This window comes from Variovorax sp. FG153 (genome assembly GCF_057809595.1).
In genome coordinates, this window is the sequence record NZ_JBMDKG010000021.1 from 113,512 (window position 1) to 134,345 (window position 20,834).

Sequence of the window (20,834 nt, forward strand, 5' to 3'; positions counted from 1 at the left end):
TCGGTGTTCAGGGCTTCGCAGCCGATGCGGTGCGGTGGGCGTCGATCGCTGCCATCCATTGCGCGGCCGTGCCCTCGGGGTCCTCGGCGGCGACCAGCGCGCGTACCACGGCGACGGAGCCGACGCCGGTGGCGAGCACCTCGGGCAGGCGCAGCGCGTCGATGCCGCCGATGCCCACCTGCGGATAGCCGCGCAGCAGGCGCGCGTAGGCCGCGAGACGCGCCACGCCTTGCGGCGCGGTCGCCATCTTCTTGAGCGTGGTCGGGTAGACCGCGCCCATCGCGATGTAGCTCGGGCTCACGGCGTCGGCGCGCACCATCTCGGCATAGCCGTGCGTGCTGACGCCCAGGCGCAGGCCGGCGGCGTGGATCCGTTGCAGCTCCTCGGGCGCGAGCGCATCGAGGTCTTCCTGGCCCAGGTGCACGCCGTAGGCGCGTGCCTCGATCGCCACGCGCCAGTGGTCGTTGATGAACAGCAGCGCGCCGGTGCCTTGCACGGCCGCCACGGCCGCGTGAACTTCGCGCGCCACGGCCACCGCGTCGTCCGACTTGAAGCGCAGCTGCACCGTCGGCACGCCCGCGCGCGCCATGCGGCCAACCCAGGCGGCATCGGGCAGCACGGCATAGAGGCCGAGCTGCTCGGGGCAGGGCGCGAAGGCGTTGTCGCGCGCCGCCGGCGGAAATTCGCGCAGGCCGAAATCGGCGGGCGCGTCGGGCCAGCGCTGCGCATCGAAGCCGCCGAGGCGCTCGCTCTGCGCGCGCCACGCGCGTGCGATGCATTCGGCGTCGATGTCGATGAAGCCGAGCGCGCCGCAGGCCTGCCGCGCGCCGCGGTAGATGGCGTCGTCGGCGCTGTAGGCGATCGCGGCCGCGGGGGCCGAGGTCGCGGCACCGAAGCGCAGGCCATGCGCCGCGACGATCTCTTGCGCGACGCGCGCGCGGTCCAGGTGAAGGCTGTCGTTCATGGCGCCGCTCATCCCGCGTGATGCCAGAACGGCGTGCCCAGCACCGGCGTGCTCGCCTGCGCCGCATCCTGCGCGGCCATGGCGCCGGCGCGGCGCGCGGCCCGGCCCGCTTGCACCGCATCGGCGAAGGCGCCGGCCATCGCGACCGGGTCCTGCGCGAGCGCGACGGCGGTGTTCAGCAGCACGCCATCGAAGCCCCACTCCATCACCTGGCAGGCATGCGAGGGCAGGCCCAGTCCGGCGTCGACCAGCATCGGCACCTCGAGCCGGTCGCGCAGAACCTGCAGCGCATAGGGATTGACCGGCCCGCGGCCGGTGCCGATCGGCGCGGCCCACGGCATCACGGCCTGGCAGCCGACGTCGACCAGCCGCTGGCACAGCACCAGGTCCTCGGTGCAGTAGGGCAATACCTTGAAGCCGTCGCGGATCAGCTGCGAGGCGGCATCGACCAGGTTCAGCGTGTCGGGCTGCAGCGTGTAGTCGTCGCCGATCAGCTCGAGCTTGATCCACGGCGTGTCGAACAGCTCGCGCGCCATCTGCGCGGTGGCGACCACCTCCTGCACGCTGTGGCAGCCCGCGGTGTTGGGCAGCACCGGCACCTCGAGCCGGCGCAGCAGTTCCCAGAAGCCGTTGCCGAGCTCGCTGTTGCCCGAGCCCTGGTTGGCGGTCTGGCGCCGCAGCGAGGCCGTGAGCATCGCGGGCTTCGCGCGCTTCACGGCGGCCTCGAGCAGGTCGGGCGAGGGGTAGCGCGCGGTGCCCAGCAGCAGGCGGCTGTGGAAGGTCTCGCCGTAGAGCACCAGCGGGTCGTTCGGGGTCGTGGTCATCGGTCTTGTCTCCATCAATGCGTTCAGCCGCCCGTCACGGGGCGGATCACTTCGACGCGGTCGTCGGGCCGCAGCGCGCGCGCGGCATAGGCCGAGCGCGGCACGAACTCGCGGTTCACGGCCACCGCGAAGGGCGGCGTGGCATTCAGCGCGGCGAGCGCGTCGGTCAGCGTGGCGTGCTCGGGCAGCGCGAAGGGCTTGTCGTTGATCAGGATGTTCATCGTCGTCATGGGGTCTCCAGGCCGAAGCCTTGCGCCAGCGGCGAGCGGCCCTGCGCGAGCCACTCCATCGCGGCATCGAGCAGCGCGGGCGCGATCATGAAACCGTGGCGGTACAGGCCGTTGATCTGCAGCACGCGCGGCCGCGGCTGGCGCAGCGCGGGCAGGTTGTCGGGCAGGGTGGGGCGGCACTGCGTCGCGATCTCGACGATGCGCGCCTCGGCGAAGCCGCTGTGCACTGCGTAGGCGGCACTGAGCAGCTCGAGCGTGGAGCGCACGCTCGCGGGCGACATGTCGTCCGATTCGATTTCGGTCGCGCCGATCACGAACAGGCCTTCGGGCTTGGGCGCGATGTAGAGCGGATAGCGCGGATGCACGAGCCGCGTGGGCCGCGCCAGCGTCACGTCGGGCGCATGCACGCGGATCACCTCGCCGCGCACGCCGCGCAGCGCGTTCCATTGCGGCCGGGCGCCGAGGCCGCGGCAGTCGATCAGCCAGTCGGGCTGGCCCGGCGAACCGGGCGCGAAGTCCTCGGGCGCGCGCGGCGATTGCCAGTGCAGCGTGACCTTGTCGTCGGCCTGCAGCGTCACGAGCAGCGCGGCCAGCAGCGCGCGGTTGTCGAGCTGGCCTTCGCCGGGCAGGAACAGGCCGCTGGCGAAGCGCCGGCCCAGCGAGGGCTCGAGCGCCTCGATGCCCGCGCCATCGAGCGTGCGCATCGGCGCCAACTCGGGCACCTGCGTGCCGGTGTGGGCCAGCACGCGCGCGAGCCGCGCGGCCTCGTTCGCATCCTGCCGGTGCCACAGCACCAGCGTGCCTTCGCGCTGGAAGAACACCGGCCGCGCCAGCGGCGCGAGCAGCTCGGGCCAGCGCGACAGCGCATGGTGGCCCATGCGCACCAGCGGCACCGGCGCCACCGCCGACTCGGCCAGCGGCGCGAGCATGGCCGCGGCCACGCGCGCCGCCGCGCCTTCGGCCTCGGCACTGCCGGCCTCGTGAAGGTCGACGCGGCAGCCGGCCCGCGCGAGCGTCACGGCCATCAGCCGGCCCATGAGGCCCGCGCCGAGGATCGCCACCGATCGGAAGGGCAGCTTCATCGCCATGCTCCTTGCACCTTCGAATCGCGTCGATAATTTTCGGCATGACCCAAGGACCCACCCAGCGCTATGCGCGCGTGCTCTCGATCGCCGGCTCCGACAGCGGCGGCGGTGCCGGCATCCAGGCCGATCTCAAGACCTTCGCGGCCCTCGGCTGCTACGGCATGACGGCCATCACGGCGCTCACCGCGCAGAACACGCTCGGCGTCACGGGCATCCACGGCGTGCCGCCGGCCTTCCTCAAGGCGCAGATCCAGGCCGTGGTCGAGGACATCGGCGTCGACGCGGTCAAGCTCGGCATGCTGCATGCGCCCGAGGTGGTCGAGGTCGTGGCATGGGCCATCGACCACTACCGCCTGTCGAACGTGGTGCTCGACCCCGTGATGGTCGCCACCAGCGGCGACCGCCTGATCGCGGCCGAGACGGTGCAGGTGCTGGTGCGCGAACTGTTCCCGCGCGCCGCGGTGATCACGCCCAACCTCGACGAGGCGGCCCTGCTGATCGGCCATGCGATCGACGGCATCGGCGCGCTCGACGGCGCGGCCGACGAGCTGCTGGCGCTCGGCGCGCGCGCCGTGCTGCTCAAGGGCGGCCACCTGCCGGGCAGCGAGGTGGTCGACGTGTTGTTGCAATCCAGTGGCGAGCGCACGCGCCTGGCCTCGCGCCGCATCGAGAGCCGCAACCTGCACGGCACCGGCTGCACGCTGTCGTCGGCCATCGCCGCGCACCTGGCACTGGGCGCGGCGCTGCCCGAGGCGGTCGAGCGCGCGCGCGCCTACATCCTCGGCGCGATGGCGGCCGCTGTCGACGTGCAGGTCGGCGCCGGTCATGGCCCGCTCAACCACGGCTTTGCGCCAGTGCCGACGCAGCGCCTGCCGCTGCAGGCTTCGGCCGGCTGAGCCAGGCCAGCACGAAGGTCAGCGCCAGCGTCGGCAGCGCCGAGCCGAACTGCGGCGCCCATTTCGCGAGCGCGTGGTAGGCCGCGATGCCCGCGATCCAGATCAGCGCCGCCGCCAGGTCGACCTTGGGGCGCGCGCCGGCCGGCGCCACCGCGCGGCCGCCGCCCAGCCGCCCGAGGATCACGCCGTAGAGCGGCACGAACACCGAGCTCAGCAGCAACAGGAAGGGCTCGAGCGTGTGCATCGGCAGCACCAGCGCGAGCGCGATGCACAGCGCGGCCAGCAGCAGGCCCCAGCGCTTCACGCTCCAGCGCGGCAGCAGGCTGTGGGTGGAGACCGAGCCCGAATAGACGTCGCCATAGGCGTTGTCGAGCTCGTCGATCAGGATCAGCCCCAGCGCCACCAGCCCGCCCTGTGCCAGCAGCAGTGCCGTGACCAGGCTGGTGCCGGGCTCGGCCACGCTCACCACCATCACGCCCAGCGCATAGCACCAGATGTTGGCCAGCGCATAGCCGATCCAGGTACCGCTGAAGGCGCTGCCCAGCCCTCCGGCGCTGCGCTTGCCGTGTCGCGCATAGTCGGCCACCAGCGGCAGCCACGACACCGGCATCGCGATCACGAGGTCGAGGGCGCCGAACATGCCCATGCTGCCGTCGCCCGGGCGCGACCAGAAGGCATCGAAGCCCTTGGCATGCAACTGGGTTGCGAACTGCCAGCTGAGCCACAGCAGCGACAGCACCACCAGCGGCAGCCCGAAGCGGCTCACGAAGCGCCGAACCAGTTTCACCATCGAGCCCGCGAGCAGCGCCAGCAGCACCGCGCCCCACAGCAGGGTGGCCGCCACGCCGCCCCAGGCGCTGCCCAGCCACGGCCCGGCCACCGACTGGCCGATGGCCTGCGTGCCCTCGCGCATGATCACCAGCTCGAAGGTGGTCCAGCCCACCAGCTGCACGATGTTGAGCAGCACCGGCAGCCGCGCGAAGGCGCTGCCGTAGGTGGCATGCATCAGGCCCGCGCTGGCCAGGCCGCTCTCGCAGCCCAGGCGCGCGGTCCAGGCCAGCAGCGCGGCGCCGAGGCAGGAACCCAGCGCGATCGCGATCGCCGCGTCGCGCGTTCCCACCGCCGGCACCAGGTAGGCGCCGATCTGCATCACCAGCAGGCCCACGCCCAGGCTGAACCAGAGCGAGGCATGGTCGTGCCAGTCGAAGACGCGCTGCGACGCCGGCAGCGGCGTCAGCGCCTCGTTGGCGAGAGGATTCGATGTGTCGTCGTGTGCCATCCGTTTTGCTCCGGGCAAAAGGTTTGGCAGGTGGGCGAGGCTCCAGCGGCGCGGCTGGCACGCGAGAGAACGTGACAGGCCGCCGGACCAGCTTCCCTGCGCGAGGATTACCTCAATCAGGTTCAAAGGGACTTTCTCAGCCGGGTCGGCAAGCCGACCCAACACCCCTAGCGAAGCGCCATTTTAGTCCTGCCGGGCCGTGGGGGCTATGCGCGCGGCCGAAGACAATCCGCGCCACAACAAATGCAGGCGCATCCGAACGCGCCGAAAGGGAATGCATGACAGAAGCAACGCCGCCCCCGGGCTCCACGGATCCCGCCGCCAAAGCCTCGGCCGCCACGCGCATGAGGCGCTTCCGGGTCGACGTCGGCACCATCGTCTGCGCCGTCGCGCTGGTCCAGTCGCTGCTGCTGGTGGCGCTCGGCTACTGGGGCGCGCAGCGGCTGGTGTCGCGCGTCGGCGAGTCGGCACACAAGGTGAGCCATGACCGCGTCGAGGACAACGTGCTGGCCTTCCTCGCCAAGACCCAGGCGGTGGTGCATGCCGTCGGCGATTCGCCGAGCCTGCATCCGCTGGGCGAGGACGGCGAGCGCAGTGCCGAGATGCTGTGGACCCTGCTCGAGGAAGCGACCGAGCTCGACAGCCTCGGCGTGGCCAGCGACGACGGTCATCTGCTGATGGCCGAGCGCTACCCGGTGTCGGCGATCCGCCAGGTGGTGCGCGATCCGGCCTTCAGCACCGAGACCTGGGCATACAAGCGCTCGGTCGACATCGAGGGCGGCGATCCGCGCCAGCGCTTCGCGACCACGCGCATCGAATCCTTCCGCAGCGACCACGACGCCACCGAGCGCGCCTGGTACCGCGAGGCGCTGGCACGGAAGGCGCCGGTGTGGACGCCGCCGTTCCGTTTCGACGACGGCGAGGAGCTCGGCGTGAGCTACGCCCAGCCGGCCGAGCGGCTCGACGGGGAAGGGCGGCACCTGCAGTCGCTGGTGGTGGTCGGCCACCTGTCGCTGGGCCACCTGTCGACGCTGGTGCGCCAGTTCGGCAGCCGCGGCCCGGGCCAGAGCGTGCTGCTGAGCGACGACCACCATGTGCTGGCGCGCAGCGACCATCCCGATCCGGTGCGCGAACTGCGCCTGCCCGAGGGCGGCGTGCTCGGCGCGGTGCATGCGTACATGCTGACGCACGGCATCTCGGAGAACGTCGAGGACGAGAGCTTCGTGGTCACCCACGCGGGCGAGCGCTACCGGGTCGAGTCCTCGCGCATCGGCCCCACGGGCTGGGAACTGATCAGCTGGGAGCCCGAGTCCGAGCTGCTCGCCGGCCTCGAGCGCCTGGTGCGCTGGGGCCTGCTGCTGACCCTGGCCTTCCTGGCCTTCGCGCTCTTCATCTCGCTGCGGCTGTCGAAGCTGGTGACCGCGCCGATCGAGAACCTGTCGCAGACCGCGCGCCGCATCGGCCGGCTCGAGCTCGACGACCTGCCGCAGCAGCCAAGCCGCGTGCTCGAGATCCAGCACCTGAACCAGGCGCTCGACGATTCCGCGCGCAGCCTGCGGGCCTTCAGCAAGTTCGTGCCGGTGCACCTGATCCGCCAGCTCGTGGCCGAGGGCCATGCGCTGGCGCCCGGCGGCTCGCCGCGCCGCATCACGGCGATGTTCACCGACGTCGAGGGCTTCACGAGCATCGCCGAGTCGATGCCGGCCGACCTGCTGGTGCGCCAGCTCACCGAGTACTTCAACCTCGCGCAGCGCGTGTTCGCGCGCCATGGCGGCGTGGTCGACAAGTACATGGGCGACGGCATCATGGTGCTGTGGGGCGCGCCGCTCGAACTCCCCGATGCGGAGTACCGCGCCTGCCTCGCGGCGCTCGAGCTGCATGCCGAGATGGCCGAGCTCAATCGCCGCTGGCAGGCCGAGGGGCTGCAGCCCTTCCACACGCGCATCGGCATGCACACCGGCGTGGTGATCGCCGGCGTGCTCGGGTCCAGCGACCGGCTCTCCTACACCGCGCTCGGCGATGTGATCAACGCCGCAAGCCGCATCGAGGGCAGCAACAAGGAACTGGGCACGCGCACGCTGATGTCCGACACCACCCATGCGGGGCTCGCGGGGCGGCTGCCCACGCGCCGCATCGAGGAGCAGGTGGCGCTGCGCGGCCGGCAGACGCGCATGGTGCTCCACGAACTGCTCGAGGAGAAAGAGGCACCCTAGAGATCGAGCACCAGCCGCGGCGAGCGCGCGCGCGAGCAGCAGGGCAGGAACTGGTCGTTGGCCGCCTGCTCGGCGGGCGTGAGAAACAGGTCGTGGTGCGCGACCTCGCCCTCGAGCACGCGCGTGAGGCAGGTGCCGCAGACGCCCTGGGCGCAGGACACCGGGATCTCGATGCCCTCGGCCGCGAGCGCATCCACCACGCTGAGCGTGGCCGGCACGCGCACCACGCGGCCGCTGCTGCGCAGCTGCACCTCGAAGCTGCTGGCCTCTTCGACGGGCGGCAGCGTGCCCGCGAAGCATTCGAAATGCACGCGCGCCTCGGGCCAGCCGCGCGCGCGGGCCGTGGCGCGCACCGCTTCGATGAATCCGTTCGGCCCGCAGACGTAGAGCTGGCGCCCAGGCGCCGGTTCGCCGATGGTGGCGGCCAGGTCGATGCGCTGCGCGGGCGGGCCGTCGTCGTCGTGGAAGAACACCCGGTCGGCGAAGGCCGCCGCCCGCAGCCGCTCGCGGTAGGCCGCGCGTGCCGCGCTGCGGTTGCAGCAGTGCAGCGCGAAGTCACGGCCGAGCGCCGCGAGCCGGTGCGCCATCGCGAGCAGCGGCGTGATGCCGATGCCGCCGGCCAGCAGCAGGCTGTGATCGGCCCCTTCATCGAGCGCGAACAGATTGCGCGGCGTACCGACCTGCAGCAGCGTGCCCTCGGCCACCGCCTCGTGCAGCGCGCGCGAGCCGCCGCGCGAAGCTTCCTCGCGCAGCACGCCGATCTCGTAGTGGCCGGGCGCCCGCGCGGGCGGGTTGCACAGCGAGTAGGGCCGCACCAGGCCGCCGGGCAGCAGCAGCTCGATGTGCGCGCCGGCCTCGAAGGGCGGCAGCGCGCCACCGTCGGCCGCCTCGAGCCGGAAGCCCGCGATGCCCTCGGCCTCGATCGTCTTGCGCGCGACGCGCACCGCGATGCGTTCGACGGCCGCGGTCATTCGCCCTGCAGGAAGTTGCCGGCCTCGAAGCGCACCGGCGGCGCGTCGGCGTCGAAGCTCACGCCGGCCGGGTCGCGGCCCTCGCGCAGCGCGTCGAGCTGGCGCTGCAGCAGCCGGCGCAGCATCACGATGCCGCGGTCGGAACTCGCCAGGTGCTCCTCCGAATGCGCGGTGATCGCGCCCTGGCTCACCTGTGCTTCGTAGTCGCCGGGAAAGCGGCGGTGCTCCTCCTCGCTGAGCTCCTCCCACAGCTTGCCGTTGAGGCGCGAGCGCACCCGCGCGAGATCGCCGGGCTGCTTCACCCGGCCCACGGTGTAGATGCGGAAGCTGTGGTCGTCGATCGGCAGCACCCAGCCGATCGACTCGACCCGGCCATAGGCCGCCACGCGCGGGTTCGGCACCACGCGCAGGGTCGGGAGCACCGGTCCGGCCACGCGGCGGAACACGCGGCCGTCCTCGAGCCGGCGGATCGAGGTGATCATCACGCCGGTCTCGGTGCTCTCGAAGTTCACCTCGGGCATCTGGCCCATCAGCGCCACGAACTGGGTGCCGCTGAAGCTGCCGTGCAGCACCGGCACGTGGAAGGGGTCGGCCACGTTCTCGTAGTGCTGCAGCCAGTTGCAGGGAATGATCCGCGGCCCGCCGCCGCCGATGCTGTTGTCGTCGGCCTCGAGCGTCTCGCCCTCGTCGAGCACCTCCAGGCAGTCGTAGCGCGGCAGCACCGGCTTCTTCTCGGCCGGGCCGAGGTAGGCCCAGACCAGGCCGTAGCGCTCCTCGACCGGGTACCAGGGCTGGCGCACGCGTCCGCGCGTGCGCGCGCCGTTCTCGGGCTCGCAGGGCTGGTCGACGCAGTGGCCCTGCACGTCGAACATCCAGCCGTGGTAGCAGCAGCGGATGCCGCCTTCCTCCACGCGGCCGTAGTAGAGCGAGGCGCCGCGGTGGGCGCAGCGCCAGTGCACCAGGCCGGGCCGGCCGGTCTTGTCGCGGAACAGGATCAGGTCCTCGCCGAGCACGCGCACCTGGCGCGGCGTGTCGCTGGCATCGGCGGCCAGCCCGATCGGATGCCAGTAGCGCCGCAGCAGCTCGCCCATCGGCGTGCCGGCGCCGACCTCGGTCAGCTCGGCCTTGTGGCTCGGCGGCTTGCGGCCGTAGGCGGTGCCGGTGTCGAAGGCGACCGGCTGCCATTCGGCCGTGGAAGAGGAGGAGGGAAGGACGGTGCTCATTCGGGGGTGACTCCTGCGGCCTTGATCAGGTCCGCGACACGGGGGAAATCGGCTTTCTGGCCGGCGCGGAACTCGGCCGGCGTGCTGCCCAGCGGCTCGAAGCCGTAGCCGGCCAGCCGCTCCTGCACGTCGGGCTGGCGCGTGACCGCCTGCAGCGCGGCGACCCATTCGTCGAGCACCGGCTGCGGCGTCTTCGCGGGCGCGTAGACGCCGATCCAGCTGTCGAGGTCGAAGCCCGCGAAGCCTTGCTCGGCGAAGGTCGGCACCTCGGGCATCGAGCGCACGCGGCGCCTTCCGGTGATGCCCAGCACCTTGATGCGGCCGGCCTGGGCCAGCCCGCGCGCGGTGGCCGGGTTGGCCCAGGCCACGCCCAGCGCCTCGCCGAACAGGTCGTTGTGCGCGGCCGCCTCGGCCTTGTAGGGCACGTGGATCAGGTCGATGCCGGCCTGGCGCGCGAGCAGCTCGCCGAACAGGTGGGCGTTCGAGCCGTTGCCCCAGGTGCCGTAGCTGATGCCGCGGTGCGCCTTGGCGTAGGCGACGAACTCGCGCACGTTCGAGAACGGCGCCGAGGCGCGCGCGATCAGCATCGGCCCGCCGGTCGCGAGCTGCGACAGCGGCTCGAAGTCCTTCACCGGGTCGTAGGGCAGGCGCGGCTGCAGCACCACGTTGTTGATGTGCGTGAGCGGCAGCGTCAGCAGCACCGTGTAGCCGTCGGGCGCCGCCTTGGCGACCGCGTCGGCGGCGATGGTGCCACTGGCGCCGGGCCGGGGCTCGACGATCACCGGCTGGTTCCAGCGCGCCTTGAGCTTCTCGGCGTAGATGCGCGCGATCGAGTCCATCGGCCCGCCGCCCGAGCCGAAGGGGATGATGCGCACCACGCGGGTCGGGAAGTTGGGCGGACTCGCCTGCGCGAAGGCCGGGCCGGCGGCGCCGGCCATGACGGCGCCGAGAAGGCCGAGCGCGCGTCGGCGCGTCGGCTGGGGTCGCAACGGATTCATCGTGTCTCCAGGTCGTGCTGTACTTGTGGACCCGACGATAAGTACCGCCCGTGCCCCGGGCAATTCGAAGCTTTGGATATGAGATATGGCCCGACGTGATATCCGCAGCCTGGACGTCGGCATGCTGCGGACCTTCGATGCGCTGATGCGCGAGCGCAGCGTGTCGCGCGCGGCGACGCGCCTGTTCCTGAGCCAGCCCGCGGTGAGCGCTTCGCTCAACCGGCTGCGCGAGACCTTCGACGACCCGCTGTTCACGCGCACCGCGCACGGCGTGCAGCCCACCGCGCGCGCCACGGCGCTCGCGGGCCAGGTCGAGCGTGTGCTGGCCGACCTGTCGGCCATGCTCGAGCCCGACGACCGCTTCCAGCCCGAGCATTCGCAGCGCATCTTCCGCATCTCGGGCGGCGACTACGCGAGCCACCTGCTGCTGCCGCGGCTGGCCAACGAGCTCGTGGCCTGCGGTTCGCGCGTGCGGCTGTACTGGGAGACCAGCTCCTTCCTCACGCTGACCGAGCGGCTGCGCAAGGGCGATTTCGATGTCGCCGTGCTGCCGCGGCTGCAGCCGCCGAGCGACTGCGAATCGGCGCTGCTCTACGAGGACCGCTACGTGGTCGCGGTGCGCCGCGGCCATCCGACGATGGGCGAGGCCGCCTCGCTCGACGACTTCTGCGCCGCGCCGCACGTGTTCCTGGGCTATGGCAGCTCGGCGCTCGACGACCTGATCGACCAGGTGCTCGCGCGCCAGGGCCGCCAGCGCAGCATGAGCGTGGCCATGACCAGCTTCGGCCAGATCGTCGACCTGCTGGCGCAGACCGACCACGTGGCGGTGATGCCGCTGCGCGTGGCCGCGCGCTTCGACGCGCTGCTCGCGGTGCATCCGCTGCCCTTCGAGCTGCAGGGCTACCGCTCGGTCGTGTGCTGGAACCGGCGCTCGAATTCCGACGCCGGCGTGCTGTGGCTCAAGGACGCGCTGCTGCGCATCGGGCGCGAGGCCGATGCGGTGCCGATGCCCGTGCCTACGTCGGCCTGACGCGCCGCGCGAAGGCCTCGAGGCCGTCGATGGTCATCTGGACGTGGCGCTCGAAGCTGCTGTCCAGCGGCACCGTGCTGCCGTTGTCCCAGCGCACGATGAAGGCGCGGTTGGCCAGGAGCGGCAGGTTGCGCGAGAGCACCGGGTGGTCGAGCGGGCGGATGGTGTGGACGCGCTCGCGCAGCTCCTCGGCCCAGGTCTGCGTGTTGTCCGAGGGCAGCGGCGAGAACTCCATCGTGAGGAAGCCCAGCATTGCCGCGATCGTGCAGTTGTAGGCCTCGCGCAGCGGCTCGCCCTCGAAGCCGGCCTCGGTCAGTGCCGTGAGCACGCCCTCGACCAGCGCGGTCGGCAGGCTGCCGTTGGACACCAGCTGCGCGCCCAGCAGCTGCGCGACGTTGGGATGGCGCCGCACGGCCGCGCGGCAGCGGCGGAACAGCTCGGCGATCCAGCCCTGCCAGCCCGGCGGCGCGGCATCGGCGGGCGGCGCCACGTCGGCCATGACCGTGGCCGCGACCTCGGCCAGCAGCGCCTCGCGCGAGCTCACGTGCCAGTGCACCGTGGCCGGATAGACGCCGAGCCGTGCCGCCACCTCGCGCAGGCTGAATGCGCCGAGGCCGGCCTCGTCGATCAGCGCCAGCGCGACCTCGGCGATCCGGCCCTTGGTCAGCGCGGCGCCGCCCGCGGGTCGGCCGGCGGTGCGGGGCGGGGGAGCGGCTTTCTTGCGCGCGGTGGTCATCGGGTGGGTGCCATTGTTCGGTCGATGAATTGATTGTATAAACATCGAAAAATTGAGCATTGATCAATTAATACTGAGCCAAGCGCCAATTCCAGCCCTTCAACCCTTTCCAGGAGCCGCCATGACCCTTGCCCCCATCGACCATGCCCTGGCCGAGGCGCACCGCCGCTTCACCGAGGCCAACCCCGCCAGCCGGCGCCAGTTCGAGGCCAATGCCGAGTCCATGCCCGGCGGCAACACGCGCTCGGTGCTGTTCTACGCGCCGTTCCCGCTGACCATCGCGCGCGGCGAGGGGGCGGCGCTATGGGATGCCGACGGCCACCGCTATGCCGACTTCATCGCCGAGTACACGGCCGGCGTCTACGGCCACTCGGCCCCGGAGATCCGCGAGGCGGTGATCGAGGCGATGCAGGGCGGCGTCAACCTCACGGGCCACAACCTGCTCGAGGGCCGGCTGGCGCGGACCATCCGCGAGCGCTTCCCGCAGGTCGAGCGACTGCGCTTCACCAACTCGGGCACCGAGGCCAACCTGATGGCGCTCACGGCCGCGCTGCACTTCACGGGGCGGCGCCGCATCGTGGTGTTCTCGGGCGGCTACCACGGCGGCGTGCTGGGCTTCGGCGACCAGCCCTTGCCCACCACCGTGCCCTTCGATTTCCTGGTGCTGCCCTACAACGACGCCGAGACGGCGCGCGCGCGCATCGCCGAGCAGGCCTCGCAGATCGCGGCCGTGCTGGTCGAGCCGATGCAGGGCGCGGCCGGCTGCATCCCGGGGCAGCCCGATTTCCTGCGGGCACTGCGCGAGGCGGCCACGGCGGCCGGCGCGCTGCTGATCTTCGACGAGGTCATGACCTCGCGCCTGGGCCCGCGCGGGCTGGCCAACGAGCTGGGCATCCGCGCCGACCTCACGACCCTGGGCAAGTACATCGGCGGCGGCATGTCCTTCGGCGCCTTCGGCGGCCGCGCCGACGTGATGGCGCAGTTCGACCCACGCACCGGCGCGCTCGCGCACTCGGGCACCTTCAACAACAACGTGATGACCATGGCGGCCGGCCAGGCGGGCCTCACCCGACTGTTCACGCCCGAGGCGGCCGGCGCGCTGGCCGAGCGCGGCGAGGCGATGCGCGCGCGGCTCAATGCGCTGGGCGCGAAGGAGGGCGTGGCGCTGCAGTTCACGGGCGTGGGCTCGCTGATGAATGCGCATTTCCTGCAGGGCGAGGTGCGGCGCGTGGCCGACCTCGCGGCGGTCGACGGGCGGCTGCGCCAGCTGCTGTTCTTCCACCTGCTGAACGCGGGCATCTACACCTCGCCGCGCGGCTTCGTGGTGCTGTCGCTGCCGCTCGGGGACGCCGACATCGAGCGCTACGTGGCCGCCATCGGCGGCTTCATCGCCGAGTACCGCGCGCTGCTGCCCGCCCTGGGCTGACGCGGCTCAGGCCCTGGCGCCGGCCACGCCCAGCAGCTCGTGCAGCCGGGTGCTGGTGGTCGTGTACTGCAGCGGGATCGCCTTGCCCGGGAACACCAGGGCGGCGGCGCCCCAGGCGGCCAGCGTGGCCTCGTGGAAGCCGCAGACGATGAGCTTCTTCTTGCCCGGGTAGGTGTTGATGTCGCCGACCGCGAACACGCCGGCCTCGCGCGTCTGGTACTTCTCGGTGTCGACCGGCACCTGCTTGCGCTCGAGCTCGAAGCCCCAGTCGGCGATCGGCCCGAGGCGCGGCGAGATGCCCAGGCAGGCGACCAGCGCATCGAGCGGCAGCTCGACCGTGCTGGCATCGGGCGTGGCGATGCGCAGCACGTGGCCGTCGAAGCCGCTGGGCTGGCCGACCTGGAAACCCAGCCGGCCCTCGGCCACCAGCGCGCGCATCGCGGCCACCGTGGCCTCGTCGGCCTGGAAGCCGTCGCGCCGGTGCACCAGCGTGACCTGCCTGGCGATGGCGGTCAGCGCGATCGCGGTTTCGAGCGCCGTGTCGTCGCCGCCATTGACCACCACGGCCTGGCCCGCGAAGCGATCGAGCGAATCGGGGTGATAGAACAGCGACTCGCCCTCGAAGCGGCCGATGTCGTCCAGCGCGATGCGCTTGGGCACGAAGGCGCCGACGCCGGCCGCGATGAACACCGTCTTCGCGAGGAAGTGGCGGCCGGCCGAGGTGCCCAGCAGCAGCCGCTGGTCGGCCTGGCGCTCGAGCGTGGCGACCTGCTCGCCGAAATGGAAGACCGGCTCGAACGGTGCCACCTGCGCCAGCAGCGACTGCGCGAGCTCGCGCCCGCTGGTCACCGGGGTGCCGGGAATGTCGTAGATCGGCTTGTGACCGTACAGCGCCACGCACTGGCCGCCCGCGGCGGGCAGCGCATCGACGATGTGGCAGGAGATCTCGAGCAGGCCGAGCTGGAAGGCCTGGAACAGCCCCACCGGGCCGGCGCCGATGATCAGGGCGTCGGTCTCGATCGGGGCGGGGGAGGGGATCAGCGCACCAGCTCCGAGATCTTGCCCGTCTTGTCCTTCCACTCGTCGGCGTCGGGCAGCGCGGGCTTGCGCTTGGTGATGCTCTTCCAGCCGTCGGCCTGGGCCAGCTCGGCATTGAGCTTGATGAAGGCGATCTGGTCGGCCGGCAGGTCTTCCTCGGCGAAGATGGCGTTGGCCGGGCACTCGGGGATGCAGACCGCGCAGTCGATGCATTCGTCCGGGTCGATCACCAGCATGTTGGGACCTTCGCGGAAGCAGTCGACGGGGCAAACGTCCACGCAGTCGGTGTATTTGCAACGGATGCAGGCTTCGGAGACGACGTGGGTCATTTGGCGTTGTATGCGTTCTGTGGTCGGGAAAAACCCTTGATTTTAGGCCTTTGCGGCATTCGGCTGCACGAGGACGGCCGCGGAAGTGCGATGCGAGGCCGTATCGACCAGCACCAGCGAGCCCAGCGCGCGCGAGCGCGTGAACGGCAGCACCGCCAGCGGCTGCTGCAGCGCGAGCACCACGTCGCCGATGGCATTGGCCTCGAGCTGGGTCGCGGGCTCGGATTCGAGCGTCGTGATGTTGACCCGGTCGACGATGCGCGCGACCTTGGCCTTGACCCAGCGATGCCCCTGCAGCGCCCAGTAGACGCGGCCCGCGACCAGCGGCTCGTCGTCGAGCCAGGCCACGGTGGCGGTGATCTCGCGCACCGGCTCGAAGGCCTCGGGTGCCAGCAGCCAGTCGCCGCGCGACACGTCGACCTCGCGGTCGAGCACGATGCCGGCGCTGTGGCCCGCATGCACGGTCTTCGGCTGGCGCGCGTGGCTCAGCACCTGGGCCACGGTGGCGGTCTGGTTGCTCGGCAGCACGGTCACGCGCTGGCCCGGCTCGACATGGCCCGAGGCCACGCGGCCCCAGAACACGCGGCGGCCCTGCGAGGTGTCGGCCGAGGACGAGAACTTCTCGACCCACTGCACCGGGAAGGCGAAGGGCACCGATTCGTCCTGCGCCGTCACCGGCAGCTGTTCGAGCAGCTCGAGCAGGCTCGGGCCCTCGTAGCCGACCCAGTCGGCATGGCGCGTGGCCACGTTCCAGCCCTTGAGCGCCGAGATCGGCACGATCGCGGCCACCTGCACGCCCGCGGCTTCGGCAAAGGCGTTGAGCGCGGCCGAGATGCGCTCGAAGGCCAGGCCGGCATCGGCGATGGCGTCGAGCTTGTTGACCGCGAACACGATCGACTGCACGCGCAGCAGGTGCGTCAGCAGCGTGTGGCGGCGCGTCTGCGGCAGTAGCTCGCGCTTGACCACGGTGCCGTCCTCCACCTCGGCGGCCCAGGCCAGCTTGGTGGCATCGACCAGCACCACGGCGGCGTCGGCGGCCGAGGCGGCCGTCACCATGTTGCGCGTGTACTGCTCGTGGCCCGGCGCGTCGCCGATGATGAACTTGCGCCTGGCGGTCGAGAAGTAGCGATAGGCCACGTCGATCGTGATGCCCTGTTCGCGCTCGGCCGACAGGCCGTCGGTCAGCAGCGCGAGGTCGGTCTCGCCGCCGCGCTGCACGCCAGCGAGCTGGTCCTGCAGCACGGTCTTGCTGTCGACCAGCAGGCGGCCGATCAGCGTGCTCTTGCCGTCGTCGACCGAGCCGCAGGTGATGAAGCGCAGCGCGGTGCCGGTGTCGGCTGTGATTTCGGGTTGAAGCGTGGTGGCGGTCATGGGTTTCTTTCGGGAGACACCGCGGAACCGGCTTTGCCGGGCCGCTGGTGTCGCCCCCTTGAGGGGGGAGTCGAGCTACACGAAGTGAGCGAGGGACGGGGGTGGGTCAGAAATAACCGTCTTTCTTGCGTTTTTCCATCGAAGCTTCGGAGGTCATGTCGTCCATCCGGGTGGCGCCGCGTTCGCTGACGTCGACCGACAGCGTTTCGAGCACCACGTCGCCCGCGTCGGCCGCGAGGCTCTCGACCGGGCAGGTGGTCGTGATGTCTCCCACGGTGCGGAAGCGCACGTCGCGCACCTGCACGGTTTCGCCGTCGCGCGGCGGGGTCAGTTCGGTCACCGGCACCAGCAGGCCGCGGCGCTCGACCACCTCGCGCTTGTGCGTGTAGTAGATCGAGGGCAGGCCGACGTGCTCGCGCTCGATGTACTGCCAGACGTCGAGTTCGGTCCAGTTCGAGATCGGGAACACGCGGAAGTGCTCGCCCGGTGCGAGGCGGGTGTTGAACAGGGTCCAGAGCTCGGGGCGCTGGTCCTTGGGTTGCCATTGGCCGAAGCTGTCGCGGTGCGAGAAGATGCGCTCCTTGGCGCGGGCCTTCTCCTCGTCGCGGCGCGCACCGCCGATCAGCGCGTCGAAGCGGAATTCCTCGATCGCCTCGAGCAGCGTCACCGACTGGTGCGCATTGCGCGATTCGCCCGGGTGCGCGAGGCGCACCGTGCCGCGCTTCATCGAATCCTCGACGCTGCGCACGATCAGCTCGGCGCCCAGTTCCTTGGCGCGCCGGTCGCGGTAGTCGGTCACTTCGGGGAAGTTGTGGCCGGTGTCGATCATCAGCAGCGGATAGGGCAGGCGGCCGACGCCGAAAGCCTTCTCGGCGCACTTCAGCAGCACCAGCGAATCCTTGCCGCCCGAGAACAGCAGCGCGGGGCGCTCGAAGGCCGCGGCCACTTCGCGCAGGATGAAGATGGTTTCTTCTTCCAGCGCATCGAGGTGCGTGTTGGACAGGTGCGCCGGCGGCAGCAGCAGTTCGGATTCGGTACGGGCGTTCATCGGGTGGGGCGCTGGAGGTTCAGTGTCGTGGAGCGTGCGTTCAATGCGAGAGGTGCAGGCCGCATTCGCGGTTGTCCTCGCCCTTGGTCGGGTCCACGTAGTCGAAGTTGTTCGGCAGGCCGTGCGCCTCGCAGTAGGTGTAGAGGTCCTTGGACGACCAGTGCAAGAGCGGCGCGACCTTGATCAGCCCGTCGGGGTTGATGCTGACCGGCTCCATCTGCGCGCGCACGGCCGTGTCGGTGGCGCGCAGCGCGGTGAACCAGACCTTGGGCGCCGTCTCGCGCAGGGCGCGCGCGAAGGGCTCGAGCTTCACTTCCTCGGTGAAGGCGGCGTGGCGCGGATCGTCGAGCGCCGGCGTCGGGCCGTCGACCGCCTCGCGGTGCGCGCGCGAGCGGCGCGGCAGGTAGATGTGCAGGTCCAGGCCCAGCTGCTTCGTCACGTCGTCGGCGAAGCGGTAGGTGGCCTCGGTGTTGTAGCCGTTGTCCATCCAGATCACCGGCACGTCGCGCTTGGCGCGCGTCACCATGTGCAGGATCACGGCCTCGAAGGGCCGGAAATTGGTGGTGACGATCGCGTTCTGGCCCAGGCCGATGGCCCAGTCCACCAGGCCTTCGGCGTTGCGGCCGAGTTCGGTGTTGATGCGTGCGAGGTCGATGCTCATGGATGAATCAGGCTTTGCAGGAGGTACTCAATTGCCGGCCGCGAAGTGCGGCGCGGTCTGCACCGCGTCGCCCTGGTAGAAGGCCGAGAAGCGGTCGAACTGGCGCTGCGCGTCGGAGGCGTCCACGCCTTCCTTGAGCACGGCGCTCGAGAAGCCGGTGCGTTCCATCTGCACCAGCTGGTCGATCAGCACGTCGCCGGTGGCGCGGATGTCGCCCTTGAAGCCCAGGCGGCGACGCAGCAGGAAGGCCTGGCTGTAGGCGCGGCCGTCGGTGAACTTCGGGAAGTGCAGGTCGATGCGTTCGATGTCCGACAGGCAGACCTCGATCGCGAGCGGATCGGCGTCGTTCGCCAGTTGCAGCACCTTCGGGTCGCCGTCGTCCACGTGCTCCTCGGCCGCCAGGATGTTCAGGGTCTTGTTCATGCTGCTTCCTCCACCTTGAAACGCGCACCGTTGGCCGCGGCCTTGAACGGGTCGGGTCCGACGCGGCGCAGCGTGTCGATGAAGTTCTCGCCGTTCTCGCGCGTGTCGCGGTAGGTCGTGAGCACGGCCTCGATCACGCCCGGCACTTCGGCCGCCGAGAACGAGGGGCCGACCACCTTGCCGGCCTGCGGCGCGCCGCTGAGGGCCGAGCCGTCGGAGCCGCCGAGGGTGACCTGGTACCACTCCTTGCCGTCCTTGTCGACGCCCAGGATGCCGATGTGGCCGCTGTGGTGGTGGCCGCAGGAGTTGATGCAGCCGCTGATGTGCAGGTCGATCTCTCCGATGTCGTCGAGTTCGTCGAGGTCCTGGTAGCGCTCGGTGATCGCCTCGGCGATCGGGATCGAGCGCGCATTGGCCAGCGCGCAGAAGTCGCCGCCGGGGCAGGCGATCATGTCGGTCAAGAGGTGCACGTTGGCGCTCGCGAAGCCGGCCGCGCGGGCTGCGAGCCACAGCGCATGCAGGTCTTCGGCGTGCACCCAGGGCAGCACCACGTTCTGGTCGTGCGTCACGCGGGCTTCGCCGGCCGAGAAGCGGTCGGCCAGTTGCGCGAGCGTGTCGAGCTGGTCGGCCGAGGCATCGCCGGGCGCCTGCTTCAGGCGCTTGAACGACAGCGTGACCGCGCGCAGGGCCGGGTTCTTGTGCGGTGCCACGTTGCGCGCGAGCCAGCGAGCGAACTGCACGTCGTCGGCGGCATGGGCGCGCAGCTCGGCGTCGGTCTTCTCGGCGCTCTGCAGCACGCGGGTGGCCAGTTCCGGCGGCACGAAGGAGGCGGCCACGCGGTCGAACTCCGCCTGCGTGATGGTGTGCGGCGCGCCGTCGTGCTCGAGGATCTGCTTGTACTCGGCATCGACGTCGTCGATGTAGCGCTGGCCTTCGGCCTTCACCAGGATCTTGATGCGCGCCTTGTAGATGTTGTCGCGGCGGCCATAGCGGTTGTAGACCCGGATCACGGCCTCGAGGTAGTTCATGATCTGCTGCCACGGCAGGAACTCGCGCAGCACCGTGCCCACGATCGGCGTGCGGCCCATGCCGCCGCCCACCTGCACGCGGAAGCCGATCTCGCCGGCCTCGTTCTTCACCAGCTTCAGGCCCACGTCGTGCCAGCCCGTGGCCGCGCGGTCCTCGTCGGCGCCCGTGATCGCGATCTTGAACTTGCGCGGCAGGAACGCGAACTCGGGATGCAGCGTGCTCCACTGGCGCATGATTTCGGCGTAGGGGCGCGGATCGGCCACCTCGTCGATCGCGATGCCGGCGCGTTCGTCGCTCGTGATGTTGCGGATGCAGTTGCCGCTGGTCTGGATGCCGTGCATGTCGACCGAGGCGAGCAGGTCCATCACGTCGGCCGACTTGGCGAGCGGAATCCAGTTGAACTGGACGTTCTGGCGGGTCGAGAAGTGGGCGTAGTGGGTGGGCAGCTTCTGGCTGCCGAGCTGGCCCTGGGTCTCGATGGCCTTCTTGTAGACCTCGGCCTCGGGCTCGTCGTACTCGCGGGCGATCTTCGCGAGCACGCGCAGCTGCCGGCTCGAGAGTTCGCCGTAGGGCACGGCCACGCGCAGCATCGGGGCGTAGCGCTGCACGTACCAGCCGTTCTGCAGGCGCAGGGGACGGAACTCGTCTTCGTGGAGGCGGCCCTTTTGCCAGCGCTCGAGCTGGTCGCGGAATTGGGCGGCTCGTTGATGAACGAACTGGCGGTCGAAGTCTGTGTATTGGTACATCGTGCGTGAGTCTTGTCTTGAAGTGCGGTGCGTCCAGCGCGCCAGCAAGAAGCCGGGATTCTGAAAGCGTGCCTTATGGAACCAAACTATTTTTTGGTTCGCGCCTTATGCGGATAAGCTTATTCGCCAGTGTTCATGCGGGTTTGCGGGCGGTTGGATGCTTATTCTGGATAAGGGCGGGTACGGGGGGAGGGGTGATTTTAGGAAGCCTTTGGGGTGGGGCTTGGGTTGGGGTTGTGTTCTGTTTTTAGGCTGTTGACCGGGTCTCGCCCCGGCGGGCGAGTCACTTTCTTTTGCTTCGCCAAAAGAAAGTA

Annotated in this window: 20 protein-coding genes and 1 riboswitch; of the genes, 4 read left to right on the plus strand and 16 right to left on the minus strand. The window is 70.7% G+C overall.

Annotated features, from left to right (window positions below; all coding sequences use genetic code 11):
* Nucleotides 1-7: 7 nt before the first annotated feature.
* From ACODT0_RS22465 to ACODT0_RS22480, 4 genes are read right to left on the minus strand one after another with little or no spacing between them, the layout of a single operon-like run.
* Nucleotides 8-964, minus strand: coding sequence for a thiamine phosphate synthase (locus ACODT0_RS22465; RefSeq protein WP_489042297.1), 957 nt, complete (start codon nucleotides 962-964; stop codon nucleotides 8-10).
* 8 nt (nucleotides 965-972) lie between these two features.
* Nucleotides 973-1,788, minus strand: coding sequence for a thiazole synthase (locus ACODT0_RS22470; protein ID WP_093341443.1), 816 nt, complete (start codon nucleotides 1,786-1,788; stop codon nucleotides 973-975).
* Nucleotides 1,789-1,811: 23 nt separating this feature from the next.
* Entirely contained in the window at nucleotides 1,812-2,009 is a 198-nt protein-coding gene (gene thiS, locus ACODT0_RS22475) for a sulfur carrier protein ThiS (protein WP_057596681.1), read from the minus strand.
* Nucleotides 2,010-2,014: 5 nt separating this feature from the next.
* Nucleotides 2,015-3,100: an FAD-dependent oxidoreductase gene (locus ACODT0_RS22480; RefSeq protein WP_489042298.1), complete on the minus strand. Its 1,086-nt coding sequence runs from the start codon at nucleotides 3,098-3,100 to the stop codon at nucleotides 2,015-2,017.
* Nucleotides 3,101-3,144: 44 nt separating this feature from the next.
* Here ACODT0_RS22480 and thiD point away from each other — a divergent pair, with 44 nt between their 5' ends.
* Entirely contained in the window at nucleotides 3,145-3,999 is an 855-nt protein-coding gene (gene thiD / locus ACODT0_RS22485; protein ID WP_489042299.1) for a bifunctional hydroxymethylpyrimidine kinase/phosphomethylpyrimidine kinase, read from the plus strand.
* On the opposite strand, the gene ACODT0_RS22490 is transcribed toward thiD, so the two are convergent.
* A complete protein-coding gene (locus ACODT0_RS22490) occupies nucleotides 3,938-5,278 on the minus strand; it encodes a purine-cytosine permease family protein (RefSeq protein ID WP_489042300.1) in 1,341 nt (446 codons plus the stop codon). The genes thiD and ACODT0_RS22490 overlap by 62 nt on opposite strands.
* A 76-nt stretch (nucleotides 5,279-5,354) precedes the next feature.
* Nucleotides 5,355-5,457, minus strand: a riboswitch (TPP riboswitch).
* 165 nt (nucleotides 5,458-5,622) lie between these two features.
* Between ACODT0_RS22490 and ACODT0_RS22495 the strand changes: the two genes are divergently transcribed.
* Nucleotides 5,623-7,491, plus strand: coding sequence for an adenylate/guanylate cyclase domain-containing protein (locus tag ACODT0_RS22495; protein WP_489042301.1), 1,869 nt, complete (start codon nucleotides 5,623-5,625; stop codon nucleotides 7,489-7,491).
* Here the strand turns inward: ACODT0_RS22495 and ACODT0_RS22500 are convergent.
* Genes ACODT0_RS22500 through ACODT0_RS22510 form a run of 3 tightly spaced genes read right to left on the minus strand, consistent with a single transcriptional unit; the run spans nucleotide 7,488 to nucleotide 10,683 of the window.
* The gene (locus ACODT0_RS22500; RefSeq protein WP_489042302.1) at nucleotides 7,488-8,462 is read right to left on the minus strand and encodes a PDR/VanB family oxidoreductase; all 975 of its coding nucleotides are present in this window, start codon (nucleotides 8,460-8,462) and stop codon (nucleotides 7,488-7,490) included. The two genes, ACODT0_RS22495 and ACODT0_RS22500, sit on opposite strands and share 4 nt — an antisense overlap.
* Entirely contained in the window at nucleotides 8,459-9,685 is a 1,227-nt protein-coding gene (locus ACODT0_RS22505; protein WP_057596668.1) for an aromatic ring-hydroxylating dioxygenase subunit alpha, read from the minus strand. The genes ACODT0_RS22500 and ACODT0_RS22505 overlap by 4 nt, the downstream gene beginning before the upstream one ends.
* Complete coding sequence (locus ACODT0_RS22510; protein WP_261213749.1) at nucleotides 9,682-10,683, minus strand: Bug family tripartite tricarboxylate transporter substrate binding protein; 1,002 nt, start codon at nucleotides 10,681-10,683, stop codon at nucleotides 9,682-9,684. The genes ACODT0_RS22505 and ACODT0_RS22510 overlap by 4 nt, the downstream gene beginning before the upstream one ends.
* A gap of 85 nt (nucleotides 10,684-10,768) precedes the next feature.
* On the opposite strand from ACODT0_RS22510, the gene ACODT0_RS22515 reads away from it, so the two are divergent.
* Nucleotides 10,769-11,713: a LysR family transcriptional regulator gene (locus ACODT0_RS22515; RefSeq protein ID WP_057596670.1), complete on the plus strand. Its 945-nt coding sequence runs from the start codon at nucleotides 10,769-10,771 to the stop codon at nucleotides 11,711-11,713.
* Here ACODT0_RS22515 and ACODT0_RS22520 read toward each other — a convergent pair.
* Nucleotides 11,700-12,449, minus strand: coding sequence for a TetR/AcrR family transcriptional regulator (locus ACODT0_RS22520; protein ID WP_422097191.1), 750 nt, complete (start codon nucleotides 12,447-12,449; stop codon nucleotides 11,700-11,702). The genes ACODT0_RS22515 and ACODT0_RS22520 overlap by 14 nt on opposite strands.
* A 121-nt stretch (nucleotides 12,450-12,570) precedes the next feature.
* Between ACODT0_RS22520 and ACODT0_RS22525 the strand changes: the two genes are divergently transcribed.
* A complete protein-coding gene (locus ACODT0_RS22525) occupies nucleotides 12,571-13,875 on the plus strand; it encodes an aspartate aminotransferase family protein (protein WP_413763684.1) in 1,305 nt (434 codons plus the stop codon).
* 6 nt (nucleotides 13,876-13,881) lie between these two features.
* On the opposite strand, the gene ACODT0_RS22530 is transcribed toward ACODT0_RS22525, so the two are convergent.
* The 7 genes from ACODT0_RS22530 to ACODT0_RS22560 form a co-directional block, all read right to left on the minus strand.
* Nucleotides 13,882-14,955: an NAD(P)/FAD-dependent oxidoreductase gene (locus ACODT0_RS22530; protein ID WP_489042303.1), complete on the minus strand. Its 1,074-nt coding sequence runs from the start codon at nucleotides 14,953-14,955 to the stop codon at nucleotides 13,882-13,884.
* Nucleotides 14,913-15,242 (minus strand): ferredoxin FdxA, encoded by a 330-nt coding sequence (fdxA, locus tag ACODT0_RS22535; protein WP_057596674.1) that lies wholly within the window; start codon nucleotides 15,240-15,242, stop codon nucleotides 14,913-14,915. Before fdxA ends, ACODT0_RS22530 begins: the two co-directional genes overlap by 43 nt.
* A gap of 42 nt (nucleotides 15,243-15,284) precedes the next feature.
* Nucleotides 15,285-16,613 carry a sulfate adenylyltransferase subunit 1 gene (locus ACODT0_RS22540; protein ID WP_479672388.1) on the minus strand — a complete coding sequence of 443 codons (1,329 nt, stop codon included), beginning with the start codon at nucleotides 16,611-16,613 and terminating at the stop codon, nucleotides 15,285-15,287.
* Between the two features lie 106 nt (nucleotides 16,614-16,719).
* The gene (gene cysD, locus ACODT0_RS22545; RefSeq protein ID WP_057596676.1) at nucleotides 16,720-17,661 is read right to left on the minus strand and encodes a sulfate adenylyltransferase subunit CysD; all 942 of its coding nucleotides are present in this window, start codon (nucleotides 17,659-17,661) and stop codon (nucleotides 16,720-16,722) included.
* Nucleotides 17,662-17,701: 40 nt separating this feature from the next.
* Nucleotides 17,702-18,322, minus strand: coding sequence for a phosphoadenosine phosphosulfate reductase domain-containing protein (locus tag ACODT0_RS22550; protein WP_489042304.1), 621 nt, complete (start codon nucleotides 18,320-18,322; stop codon nucleotides 17,702-17,704).
* Between the two features lie 27 nt (nucleotides 18,323-18,349).
* Nucleotides 18,350-18,745 (minus strand): DUF934 domain-containing protein, encoded by a 396-nt coding sequence (locus ACODT0_RS22555; RefSeq protein WP_057596678.1) that lies wholly within the window; start codon nucleotides 18,743-18,745, stop codon nucleotides 18,350-18,352.
* Nucleotides 18,742-20,520 carry a nitrite/sulfite reductase gene (locus ACODT0_RS22560; protein ID WP_296725740.1) on the minus strand — a complete coding sequence of 593 codons (1,779 nt, stop codon included), beginning with the start codon at nucleotides 20,518-20,520 and terminating at the stop codon, nucleotides 18,742-18,744. The genes ACODT0_RS22555 and ACODT0_RS22560 overlap by 4 nt, the downstream gene beginning before the upstream one ends.
* Nucleotides 20,521-20,834: the final 314 nt, after the last annotated feature.